Source organism: Lachnotalea sp. AF33-28 (assembly GCF_003477885.1).
GTDB lineage: Bacteria > Bacillota > Clostridia > Lachnospirales > Lachnospiraceae > AF33-28.
Genome location: NZ_QUEE01000022.1, coordinates 40,264 through 52,402, shown reverse-complemented (window position 1 = coordinate 52,402; position 12,139 = coordinate 40,264). Strand labels below are relative to the sequence as shown.

The following is a 12,139-nucleotide window of genomic DNA, read 5'->3' as shown; positions in this document are numbered from 1 at the left end:
AATTTCCTATTGAATAAAAAAGTGCTTGCAATTTGATTATGATGTGTTATACTATATAGGATGAATATGAAATTTTATTAGAAAGAGTGGGCGAGAGTCCACTCTTTCAATATGTTTGGACGGATGTCGTGTGTTTTGACACTAAGAAAGGAAGATACCGTGACAAAGAAAGAGGATATTGAAAAAATGGCGGAGGAGCTCCTGCTTCCGATTATTGACGAAAACCATTTTGAACTGGTGGATGTGGAGTTCGTGAAAGAAGGAGGCAACAAGTATTTAAGAGCTTATATTGATAAACCTGGCGGGATCACGGTGGACGATTGTGAAACGGTCAGCCGCAAGTTCGGTGATCTGCTGGATGAAAAAGATTTTATTGAAGAAAGCTATATCCTGGAGGTGAGCTCACCGGGGCTGGGGAGACCTTTAAAAAAAGAAAAGGACTTTAAACGCAGTATCGGCGAAGAAGTGGAGATCCATCTGTATAAGCCATTAAACAGGCAGAAAGAATATTTTGGTATCCTTAGTTCCTATGATGAGGTAACTGTCACGATTGAATTGGAAGATGATACAAAACTGCAACTGAACAGAAAAGAAATCGCACTGATACGCCTCGCATTTGATTTCTGATTTCATAAGTGTACGGTTCAAAACGATAAACGATAATAAGGAGGATAACAGAAAAATGAATAAGGAGTTAATGGAAGCGTTAAACATATTGGAAAAGGAAAAAGACATAAGCAAGGATACGATGCTTGAAGCGATCGAAAATTCCCTTCTCACCGCATGCAAAAACCACTTCGGCAAGGCGGATAACGTTAAGGTGGTGATAGACAGGAACACCTGTGATTTTGAGGTGTATGCGGAGAAAGAAGTTACGGAGAATGTGGAAGACGATCTGCTGCAGATCAGCCTGGAAAAAGCGCGTGATATTGACGCGCACGCAAATCTGGGCGATACGGTTCATGTGGAGATTAAATCGAAGGAGTTCGGCCGTATCGCTACACAGAATGCGAAAAACGTGATCCTGCAGAAAATCCGTGAGGAAGAGAGAAAGGTGCTGTTCAACCAGTTCTATGGCAAGGAAAAGGAAGTGGTGACCGGTATCGTACAGAGATATGTAGGCAAAAATGTCAGCATAAATCTTGGAAAATGCGATGCGATGCTCAATGAAAATGAACAGGTGAAAGGGGAAGTATTCCGTCCTACGGAGAGAATTAAAGTATATATCCTGGAAGTAAAGGATACCACCAAGGGACCGAGAATACTGGTTTCAAGAACCCATCCGGAACTGGTAAAACGTCTGTTTGAATCAGAGGTGGCGGAAGTGAAAGACGGCATTGTTGAGATTAAGGGAATTGCGAGAGAGGCCGGGTCCAGGACCAAGCTGGCTGTGTACTCCAATGACCCTAACGTGGATCCTGTGGGCGCCTGTGTCGGCGTGAACGGTTCCAGAGTGAATGCCATTGTAGAGGAACTGCGCGGTGAGAAAATCGATATCATTAACTGGGATGAGAACCCCGCGCTTTTAATAGAGAATGCGCTGAGCCCGGCAAAGGTAATCTGTGTGGTTGCGGATGAGGATGAGAAGACGGCTCAGGTCATAGTGCCTGATTATCAGCTGTCCCTGGCAATCGGAAAGGTGGGGCAGAACGCACGGCTCGCAGCCCGTCTGACCGGATATAAGATTGATATCAAGAGCGAGACCCAGGCGAGAGAGTCCGGCCTGTTTGAGGAAATCGGCTATAATGAAGACATGGATGAAGAATATGCCGGTTATGAGGAATATGAAACCTATGAGGAGTATCCTGAAGGAGAAACTGAATACTCCGATGAGGATGAATACGACGAGGAAGGTTACGATGAGCAGGACGAAAACGGAGCCGACCGCGATGAGGAAACTGAAGAATAAGAATCTGTGGGAGTGACGCCGGTGAGTGTGAAGAAAAAGGTTCCTGTAAGACAGTGTGTCGGCTGTCAGGAGATGAAGAATAAGCGTGATATGCTCCGCGTAATAAAAACTGCGGATGGCGATATATTACTGGATGCTACCGGAAAGAAGAACGGAAGGGGCGCATATATATGCTTCTGCCGTGAATGTCTGGAGAAAGCAATCAAAAACAAGGGGTTGGAACGTTCCTTCAAGATGGCGATACCGAGGGAAATATATGACCAGCTTCGGGAGGAGATGACAGAAATTGAAAACGGATAGGGTGTTGTCTTTGCTCGGTCTTGCCATGAAAGCAGGCAGGATTGAGAGCGGCGAATTTTCCACGGAGAAGGCCGTAAAATCCCAACAGGCAGCATTGGTTATAGTCGCTTCAGATGCATCAGATAATACAAAGAAAATGTTTACCAATATGTGTACTTACTATCAGGTGCCTTTCTGCTGTTATGGTACGAAGGACGAACTGGGGCCGGCCATTGGTAAAGAAATAAGGGCTTCTTTGGCGGTGACAGATGAAGGATTCCGGGATGCAATCATTAAGGAAATGGATAACATTAACAGGTAGAATAGTCGGAGGTAGTAAGTATGGCAAAAACAAGAATACATGAATTAGCGAAAGAATTGGATAAATCAAGCAGTGAGATTGTGGATATGCTCGCATCCCGAGGAATTGCGGATAAGACTCCGCAGAGTTCCTTGGAGGATGATCAGGTGGCCATGGTGAAAAAGGCACTTGCTCCGGACCAGGCAGGACAGCCGGTACAAAAAAAACGTTCTGTGGTATTTCGTCCGCAGAACAGCGCTTCTAACAGAAATAAGCCGTCCGGCGGAAGAACATCAGGCGGTCAGGGCGGGCAGCGCAGACCTGCTCCGGGCCAGACGCCTGTTAAACCTGTGGGCCAGAGACCTGCACCTGTTAAACCTGCCGCTCCATCGCAGGCTCCTAAAGCTCCCGAACAGGTAAAGGTTCCGGAAACAAAAGCTGCGGCCGTTCCTAAAACTGAAGAAAAAAAGCCAGTAGTTACAGAAACGGTTAAGCCGGTGGTAACGGAGAACAAATTGAACACGGAAAAGAAGAATGTTGCAGCGCCGGCAGCGCCCGCACCGAAGACTGTAGAAACTCCGGCATCAGCCGCTGTTCCCGAAAAGACTGCAAATGAGAATACACTGTCAGCCCAGAGCACGGACAGACCGGTGAGAACTCAGGGCGACAGACCGGCTGCACAGCAGGAACGCGGCCAGAACCGTCCGCAGGGCGACCGCGCACAGAGCGGCTATAATAATAACCGGAATCAGGACGGCAGCTACAACAGCAACCGTCAGGGCGGCTATAACAATAACCGGAACCAGGACGGCAGCTATAACAACAACCGTCAGGGCGGCGGCTACAATAACAACCGTAACCAGGACGGAAGCTACAACAATAACCGTCAGGGCGGCTACAATAACAACCGTAACCAGGACGGAAGCTACAGCAACAACCGCCAGGGCGGCGGCTACAATAACAACCATAACCAGGACGGAAGCTACAACAACAACCGTCAGGGCGGCGGCTACAATAACAACCGCAATCAGGACGGAAGCTATAACAATAACCGCCAGGGCGGCGGCTACAATAACAACCGCAATCAGGACGGAAGCTATAACAATAATCGTCAGGGCGGCGGCTACAATAACAACCGCAATCAGGACGGAAGCTATAACAATAACCGCCAGGGCGGCGGCTACAATAACAACCGCAATCAGGACGGAAGCTATAACAATAACCGCCAGGGCGGCGGCTACAACAATAACCGAAACCAGGACGGCAGCTACAATAATAACCGTCAGGGCAGCGGCTACAACAATAACCGAAACCAGGACGGAAGCTACAACAATAACCGTCAGGGCGGCAGTTTTAACAACAACCGCCAGGGCGGCTATGCCGGCCGCAGTCAGAGCGGTCAGGGCGGTCAGGGCGGTTACAGCAATAACCGTCAGGGCGGCGGTTATAACAATACCAGAAGCCAGGATGGACGCAGTCAGGGTCAGGGCGGCCCCAGGACACAGGGACGCAGCGGCCAGAGCAGCGTGATCAAACAGGATTCTTATGTTAAGCCCAGTGTGATTCAGAACCAGAAGCAGACAAGTAAAAAGCTGGATAACAAGCAGAAGGACCGCTTTGATAAGCGTGAAAGAGACGATTTTAATAAGAAGGCAGATAAACTGGCTCCATCCGCAAGAAAGGCGATCAAGCAGGAACCTGTAAAACCTGCGGAGCCGGAAATCAAGAGCATCATTCTGCCTGAAGTGCTGACGATTAAGGAACTGGCGGATAAGATGAAGCTTCAGCCTTCTGCGATCGTGAAGAAACTGTTCCTGCAGGGAAAAATCGTGACGATCAACCAGGAAGTGGATTACGAAACTGCTGAATCCATCGCGCTTGAATTTGAGTATCTGTGTGAAAAAGAAATCAAGATAGATGTAATCGAAGAACTGCTGAAAGATGTGGAAGATCCGGAAGACACCCTTGTGACCAGGCCGCCTGTGGTCTGTGTTATGGGCCATGTAGACCACGGTAAGACATCCCTGCTGGATGCGATCAGGGAAACCAATGTGATCGCGAAAGAGGCGGGAGGAATTACACAGCATATCGGTGCATATGTGGTGGATGTGGACGGTCAGAAGATCACTTTCCTGGATACGCCCGGACACGAGGCCTTTACCGCTATGCGTATGAGAGGCGCCCAGTCCACCGATATCGCCATCTTGGTTGTGGCAGCGGATGACGGTGTTATGCCGCAGACGATTGAGGCGATCAGCCATGCCAAGGCTGCCGGTGTGGAAATTATTGTGGCCATCAATAAGATTGATAAGCCCAGCGCGAATGTTGAGAGAGTGAAGCAGGAGCTGACGGAATATGAGCTGGTTCCGGAGGATTGGGGCGGAAGCACAATCTTCGTTCCGGTATCCGCCCATACGAAAGAGGGCATCCAGACTCTTCTGGAAATGATACTGCTGGTGGCGGAAGTGAAGGAACTGAAGGCAAATCCTGACCGGAGCGCCCGAGGTCTGGTAATTGAGGCGGAACTTGATAAAGGCAAAGGCCCTGTAGCCACTGTACTGGTTCAAAAGGGTACGCTCCATGTGGGAGATTCCATCGCGGCCGGCGCATGTTTCGGCAAGGTAAGGGCAATGATAGATGACAGGGGAAGAAGAGTGAAGGAAGCGAAGCCTTCCGTACCGGTGGAGATTCTGGGCTTAAATGACGTGCCCAATGCCGGGGAGATCTTCGTCTCCACGAAGACAGAGAAAGAAGCCCGTACATTTGCGGATACCTTTATTAAAGAAGGACGTGAAAAGCTTCTGGAGGATACTAAGGCGAAGATGTCGCTGGACGATCTGTTCAGCCAGATCAAGGCGGGTAATCTGAAGGAACTCAATATCATCATAAAAGCGGATGTACAGGGCTCGGTAGAAGCTGTTAAACAGAGTCTGGTGAAGCTTTCCAATGAAGAGGTTGTCGTTAAGGTGATCCACGGAGGCGTAGGCGCCATCAATGAGTCCGATGTCAGCCTGGCAAGCGCGTCTAATGCAATTATCATCGGTTTTAACGTGCGTCCGGACGCAACCGCCCGTTCCATAGCGGAACGTGAAAAAGTGGATCTTAGGCTGTACCGCGTGATCTATCAGGCGATTGCCGATGTGGAGGCGGCTATGAAGGGAATGCTTGATCCTGTATTTGAGGAACAGGTGATCGGCCATGCGGTTGTAAGACAGACCTTTAAAGCTTCCGGCGTAGGAACCATTGCGGGTTCTTATGTAACAGACGGAAAATTTGTCAGAGGCTGCAGCTGCAGAATCACCCGGGATAAAGATCTGATCTTCGAAGGCTCGCTGGCTTCCTTAAAGAGATTTAAGGACGATGTAAAAGAAGTGAAGGAAGGCTATGAATGCGGTCTGGTATTTGAAAAATTCAACGATCTTTTAGAGGACGACCAGATAGAGGCCTATACGATGGTAGAAGTACCGCGCTAGAGGCAGATCTGTACCGAATCGCAGATAGGAGCAGAATGAGAAAAAACAGTATAAAGAATATCAGAATCAACAGTGAGGTTCAAAGGGAACTCTCCAACATTATCCGCAGCGAGGTCAAGGATCCGAGGATTCATCCCATGACCAGCGTGGTAGCGGTAGAAGTGGCTCCGGACCTGAAATACTGCAAGGCATATATCAGTGTTCTGGGGACTGAGGAAGAGGCGAAGGCAACCATAAGCGGCCTTAGGAATGCGGTTGGCTATATCAGAACCCAGCTGGCTAAAACGGTGAATCTTAGAAATACTCCGGAAATCACTTTCGTTCTTGATCAGTCCATCGAATACGGCGTGCACATGACACGTCTGATCGATGAGGTAAATCATGAAGACGGAACGGAAATCGGCGAAGAATTGTCCGAAGAAGAATAATGAAATGAATAAGAAACTGCTGAAAGTGCGCGTGGGCCATCAGCGGGCTGGTGGCCTTTAAAGGGGATGGATTGGCGCTAAGAGCGGCGCAGAAATGAGGGTAAGTATGGACAGAATCAATGAACTGATAAAAAATGCGTCTTCCGTAGCAGTGATCGGCCATGTGCGGCCGGATGGGGACTGTGTAGGTTCCTGTCTGGCTTTGCAAAATTATCTGAAGGATACCAACCCGGATCTTAGGACGGATGTATTTTTGGGCGCATTTTCCGATGTGTTCCGTTTCCTGAAGGGAGCGGATGAAATCCGCTCCGATTTTGAAACAAAGGAGACCTATGATCTCTGCATCAGCTTAGATGCCAGCGATTTGGAAAGGCTTGGCGAAGGAAGACAGATTTTTGAGGCGGCAAAGCGCACGGTCTGCCTGGACCACCATGTGACAAATCCCGGCTTTGCACAGACAAATCATGTGGAGCCGGACACCAGTTCCACCAGCGAAGTGCTGTTTTATCTGTTTGACTATGACAAAATCAGCATTGCGGCTGCAGAGTGCCTTTATGTGGGCATTATACACGATACCGGAGTCTTTAAACATTCCAATACCACCCAACGCACGATGCAGGCGGGCGGCATGCTGATAGACAAGGGAATAAACCATTCTCAGATTATTGATGACACCTTTTATAAAAAGTCTTATGTTCAAAATCAGATACTGGGAAGAGCGCTGATGGAAAGTGTGGTATTCCTGGAAAAGAAGTGTATTTTTTCCGTAATCAAACAGAAAGATATGGTTTTTTACGGGGTGAATGCCACGGATCTGGATGGAATTGTGGACCAGCTTCGCATCACGGAAGGAATAGAAGTAGCAATATTCCTTTATGAAATGGAAGCACACGTGTATAAGGTGAGCATGCGTTCCAACCATACGGTTGATGTCAGCAGGGTGGCATCTTATTTCGGCGGCGGTGGGCATAAAAAGGCCGCAGGCTGTACGATTACCGGCAGCGTATACGATGTAATAAACAATCTCTCACAACAGATTGTACTGCAGCTGCCGCTTGAAAGCGGGTCTTAAGTATGACGGACGGAATTATCAATGTATATAAAGAAAAAGGATATACCTCTCATGATGTTGTTGCCAGAATGAGAGGTATATTAAAAATGAAAAAAATCGGTCACACGGGCACGCTGGACCCGGAGGCGGAAGGCGTGCTGCCGGTCTGCCTGGGGAAGGGGACCAAGCTGTGTGATTTGTTTACAGATAAAGATAAAACTTATGAAGCGGTACTTCTGCTTGGATGCTCAACGGATACCCAGGATATGACGGGGAATATACTGTCCCGGCAGGAGGTTAGCATACAGGAGGAGCGGGTGCGGGAAGTGATCCGAGGTTTTGCAGGAGAATATATGCAGATCCCTCCGATGTATTCCGCGCTGAAGGTGAATGGGAAAAAGCTCTACGAGCTGGCCAGACAGGGCCGGGAGGTTGAACGGCAGCCGCGGCCGGTTCATATTTATGAGATAGAAGTGCTTAAGATGGAGCTGCCAAGAGTGCATATGCGAATTACCTGCTCAAAGGGAACCTATATCCGCACGCTTTGCCATGATATAGGCAGTGAGTTGGGCTGCGGAGGCTGCATGGAGAGCCTGCTGCGCACGAGGGTGGGACGTTTCAGGCTGGAGGAATCGCTGAAGCTGGACGCAATCGAAGAACTGGTCAGATCGGGTATATTGGAAAACGCTGTAACACCGGTGGATGCTGTCTTTGCTGATTATCCTAAGATTACTGCGGATGAAAGTCATGACAGACTGCTTCATAACGGCAACGCTGTGCCGGTGCAGTATGCCGGGCAGACTGTGCGCATGTATGACAGCTTTGGGCAGTTTATCGGGTTATATGCTGCATATGAGGATAAATCCGGATATAAACCGCTGAAAATGTTTTACAGCAGATAGGGCCGGACGGGTGTAAAAATGAAATATATATATGATACTGAGAACGTCCATTTAAACGCTCCCAGCGCGGTGACGCTGGGCAAATTTGACGGAGTGCACCGCGGGCATCAGAAACTGATGGAGCGGATCCTTAAAGCGAAGGACGAAGGGCTGTGCAGCGTGGTGTTTACGTTTGATCTGCCGCCGTCGGCGTCTTTAAGCGGCCAGCCGGCCAGCATGCTCTTAACGAACCGTGAACGCAGGTGTTTTCTGGAGAAAATGGGTATTGATGTACTGATAGAATACCCTTTTACAGAGCCGGTCAGCCATATGGAACCGGAGGTATTTGTGCGCCGTATTCTGTCCGAATCTCTGGACGCGAAAAAGATTGTGATCGGAGAGGACTTCCATTTCGGATACCGGCGCAGAGGTGACGGTGCCCTCCTAAAAAAAATGCAGGAGGAATGCGGCTATGACCTTGAAGTTTTGGAAAAGGAACGGATTGACGGCAGGATTGTGAGCAGCACATATATTAAGGAAGAGCTTCAGAAGGGAAATATGGAAACGGTCAACCGACTGCTGGGCTATCCTTATACAGTGCAGGGAGAGATTATACACGGTTTTCATATGGGCAGGTCCTTTGGATGGCCGACTATCAATCAGAGACCTTCCCAGACGAAAAAGCTGCCTCCGAACGGAGTCTATGTGAGCAGAACCAATATCGACGGCATTCTGTACCGGGGTGTGACAAATGTGGGAAATAAACCCACCATCGAAGGCGGTCTGCCAAAAGGGGTAGAAACCTTTCTTTTTGATGTGAATCAGGATTTTTACGGCAAAACTGCGGATGTCAGCCTGCTGTCCTTTTTACGTCCTGAGACAAAATTTGGGTCAAAAGATGAGCTGATGGCGCAGGTGGAGCGCGATAAAGCGGCCGCGGAAGCATATTTTCATAAATAACCTGTTGACAAAGAAATTGAAGCTTGTTATAATTGGTTTGTAATAAATTTAATAATTATGTAACAATTGTGGAGAGGGTATAAAACCGTGTTCCACCCCCAATTATGATGAGCAGATTATGGCGAATGCCACAAGAATTTGTCTATAGGAGAGAAAATTATTATGGAGAAAAGAAGCGTTAAAAAAGCGGCTATGGTTTCGTTATGCGCAGCGTTGGCAGCTGGACAAGTTGTTTACGCAGCTCCTGATGCTCCGGAAGATGTATATACACCTGACGAGAGCACCTCAGTTGCGGATGTCGCAGTAGCCGGTGTTGCCGCCACCCTGGATCAGTATTATCAGGCGCAGGCTTCCATGGTCGATTTATCGGACGGCACAGGCGTAGCCGGTGTGTCCGTAGCGCTGGACGGTTATTATAATGCATATGCCACAGGTGCTGTATCCAAATCTGTAGCGCTTGCCCTGACTACGATGACTTCTGCAGAGGCCGCATCCGTTTTGGACAACTACACCAATCTCGGTATTGCAAACGTAAACAGTTACCTCAATGTGCGCAAAGAGCCCAAGAAGAACGGTGAGATTATCGGTAAGATGATCCGTTTCAGCGGCTGTGAGATATTGGAGGATGCAGGAGACTGGTATAAGATCAAATCCGGTCCGGTTACCGGCTATGTGTCTAAGGAATATATTCTGACCGGCGAAGACGCGGAACTGATCGCAGTACAGGAAGCAAGGCTTAGGGCCATCGTGACGACGGAGTCCAATCTGAATGTCAGAAAGGAGCCTTCCGCCGATTCCAAGAAGATTACCAAGATCACTACCGATGAGAGATATGATGTGCTAAACCAGGTGAACGGATGGATTGAGATTTCCCTGGAGGGTAATGACGACGGCAAAGACATGAGCTCCGGATTTATATCCGCAGATTATGCAGAAGTGAAATACGCGCTGATTGAGGCATATGAGTTCTCGCCGGTAACGAGTTCCTCATCCTTGAGAAATTCGGTTGTAAATTATGCGCTGCAGTTTTTGGGCAACCGTTATGTATGGGGCGGTACAAGCCTGACTAAAGGAGCGGACTGTTCCGGATTTACGATGTCCGTATATAAGAATTTCGGAATCAGCCTGACGCATTCTTCCAGAGCACAGGCGAATCAGGGTAAGAAGATCAGCTCTTCAGAGATGAAGCCCGGAGATCTGATTTTCTACGGAAGCGGCCGGATCAATCATGTTGCCATGTATATCGGCAACGGACAGATCGTTCATGCGGCTAATCCCAGCGCCGGTATCAAAATTTCCAGATGGAATTATACGACTCCTGTTAAGATTGTGAATGTAATTGGCGACTGATGGGTCAGCCCTATGAATATCAAAAAGCAACGCAGATTCCTGCGTTGCTTTTTGATATTCATAGAAAAGTTTTTTCATTACATATATTTCAGACGACGAAGGTCATTCAGTATTTCTTCCGGAATGCACAGACTGCCGCAGCCGGTTCCCATATCGATGTGAGGTTTATTTGAGCCGTGAAAATCCGAACCGCCGGAAACGGCCAGGTGATAGCGGGAAGCCAGCCTGCGCACATAGCTTTCTTCCGCCTGGCTGTAGGTGGAGTATATGGCTTCAATCGCCAGGAGCCCGTCCGCCTTCAGATCCCTGACCATTTCTTCCAGAGCTGCATCCTTCATATGATAGAGCATTGGATGGGCGAGTACAGGCACACCCTTTGCCTTAAGTATATAACCTATGGCGGTGGCCGGTGTGATATATTTTCTGGGCACATAACAGCATTTACCGGGATTTAAATATCGGACAAAGGCCTGCTGGATGGAGGTGACATACCCGCAATCCAGCAGATAGCGGGCAAAATGTGCTCTGGTGATAATCGCATCCGGAAAGGCATCGGCGATCGCTTCCTCATCCATAGGTATTCCGTTTTCATTAAATCTGCGGATGATTTCCAGATTTCTCTGATGCCGGGTGTCCTGGCAGACATTCAGATACTGCAGCAGATCCCGGTTTTGTTCATCGATCATGAGCCCGACGATATGGACCTCCACACCGCGATAGGCGGTGGAAAGTTCAATACCGGGTATCACCTTCAAAGATTTCCCCTTGGCCGCTTTCCGTGCCGCGGCTATTCCGGCGGTCGTATCATGATCTGTCAGCGCATAGGCGCTTAACCCCTTCTCAATAGCATAGGCGGTACATTCTTCCGGCGATAGTGTTCCGTCGGACATGTTTGAGTGTACGTGTAAATCAACTGTATTCATAGATTCTCCTTTAATACAAATCAGCGCATGTATAATGTCTGTCGACATTATGCCATGTCAGCGAGCTGACATGTCCCCGCTGGGGGGGATGCGCATGATTTTCAATGGTAATTGTCTGCTTTGCAGACAAAAATCAGCGCACGTATAATGTCTGTCGACATTATACAATAGGATCGCGGATATTTCTATCGGATTTGAGTTTTGAAAGAAGTATTACAGTAAATGTAAAGAACAAAAAATTCCCCCGGCGCATAACGCCGGGGGAACGCAGGTTAAAACTTATTTGCCAGCCATCTGTTTCTCTTGGGCTTCGATCATCTTCTTAACCATATATCCGCCAACGGAACCGTTCTGGTAAGAAGTCAGGTTACCATTGTAACCGTTGCTTAACGGAACACCCAGTTCTCCTGCTACTTCCATTTTAAATCTGTCCAGAGCTTCTTTTGCTTCAGGAACTTCAATTCTGTTTGAGCTATTGCTTGCCATTGTAATGTCCTCCTTGAGTATTATTTGCATCTCACTTACCGGCTGGTGCCGGGCGCCTTGTGGCTTTGTAAGATGTTACGCTGATAGTATATGCCGGG

General features: G+C 48.4%; 12 protein-coding genes. 10 read left to right on the top strand and 2 right to left on the bottom strand.

What is annotated here, in order from left to right; all coding sequences use genetic code 11:
* Positions 1-186 precede the first annotated feature (186 nt).
* From rimP to DWZ56_RS21585, 10 genes are all read left to right on the top strand, one after another.
* Complete coding sequence (gene rimP / locus DWZ56_RS21630; RefSeq protein WP_442911456.1) at positions 187-627, top strand: ribosome maturation factor RimP; 441 nt, start codon at positions 187-189, stop codon at positions 625-627.
* Between the two features lie 55 nt (positions 628-682).
* The gene (gene nusA / locus DWZ56_RS21625) at positions 683-1,909 is read left to right on the top strand and encodes a transcription termination factor NusA (RefSeq protein ID WP_118558703.1); all 1,227 of its coding nucleotides are present in this window, start codon (positions 683-685) and stop codon (positions 1,907-1,909) included.
* Positions 1,910-1,930: 21 nt separating this feature from the next.
* Positions 1,931-2,209 carry an RNase P modulator RnpM gene (rnpM, locus tag DWZ56_RS21620; RefSeq protein ID WP_118558708.1) on the top strand — a complete coding sequence of 93 codons (279 nt, stop codon included), beginning with the start codon at positions 1,931-1,933 and terminating at the stop codon, positions 2,207-2,209.
* A complete protein-coding gene (locus DWZ56_RS21615) occupies positions 2,196-2,510 on the top strand; it encodes a L7Ae/L30e/S12e/Gadd45 family ribosomal protein (RefSeq protein ID WP_118558702.1) in 315 nt (104 codons plus the stop codon). Before rnpM ends, DWZ56_RS21615 begins: the two co-directional genes overlap by 14 nt.
* A gap of 20 nt (positions 2,511-2,530) precedes the next feature.
* Positions 2,531-5,962: a translation initiation factor IF-2 gene (gene infB, locus DWZ56_RS21610; protein WP_118558701.1), complete on the top strand. Its 3,432-nt coding sequence runs from the start codon at positions 2,531-2,533 to the stop codon at positions 5,960-5,962.
* Positions 5,963-5,997: 35 nt separating this feature from the next.
* Positions 5,998-6,390, top strand: coding sequence for a 30S ribosome-binding factor RbfA (gene rbfA, locus DWZ56_RS21605; RefSeq protein WP_118558700.1), 393 nt, complete (start codon positions 5,998-6,000; stop codon positions 6,388-6,390).
* A 106-nt stretch (positions 6,391-6,496) separates the two neighbouring features.
* Complete coding sequence (locus DWZ56_RS21600; RefSeq protein WP_118558699.1) at positions 6,497-7,462, top strand: DHH family phosphoesterase; 966 nt, start codon at positions 6,497-6,499, stop codon at positions 7,460-7,462.
* Positions 7,463-7,464: 2 nt separating this feature from the next.
* Positions 7,465-8,343 (top strand): tRNA pseudouridine(55) synthase TruB, encoded by an 879-nt coding sequence (truB, locus tag DWZ56_RS21595; protein WP_118558698.1) that lies wholly within the window; start codon positions 7,465-7,467, stop codon positions 8,341-8,343.
* Between the two features lie 18 nt (positions 8,344-8,361).
* Positions 8,362-9,282: a bifunctional riboflavin kinase/FAD synthetase gene (locus tag DWZ56_RS21590; protein WP_118558697.1), complete on the top strand. Its 921-nt coding sequence runs from the start codon at positions 8,362-8,364 to the stop codon at positions 9,280-9,282.
* Positions 9,283-9,444: 162 nt separating this feature from the next.
* On the top strand, positions 9,445-10,632 hold the full coding sequence (locus tag DWZ56_RS21585) for a C40 family peptidase (RefSeq protein ID WP_118558696.1): 1,188 nt from the start codon (positions 9,445-9,447) through the stop codon (positions 10,630-10,632).
* Between the two features lie 77 nt (positions 10,633-10,709).
* Here DWZ56_RS21585 and DWZ56_RS21580 read toward each other — a convergent pair whose 3' ends face one another.
* Both DWZ56_RS21580 and DWZ56_RS21575 read right to left on the bottom strand, forming a co-directional pair.
* On the bottom strand, positions 10,710-11,555 hold the full coding sequence (locus DWZ56_RS21580; RefSeq protein ID WP_118558695.1) for a PHP domain-containing protein: 846 nt from the start codon (positions 11,553-11,555) through the stop codon (positions 10,710-10,712).
* 279 nt (positions 11,556-11,834) lie between these two features.
* Positions 11,835-12,041: an alpha/beta-type small acid-soluble spore protein gene (locus tag DWZ56_RS21575; protein WP_118558694.1), complete on the bottom strand. Its 207-nt coding sequence runs from the start codon at positions 12,039-12,041 to the stop codon at positions 11,835-11,837.
* Between the last annotated feature and the right edge of the window lie 98 nt (positions 12,042-12,139).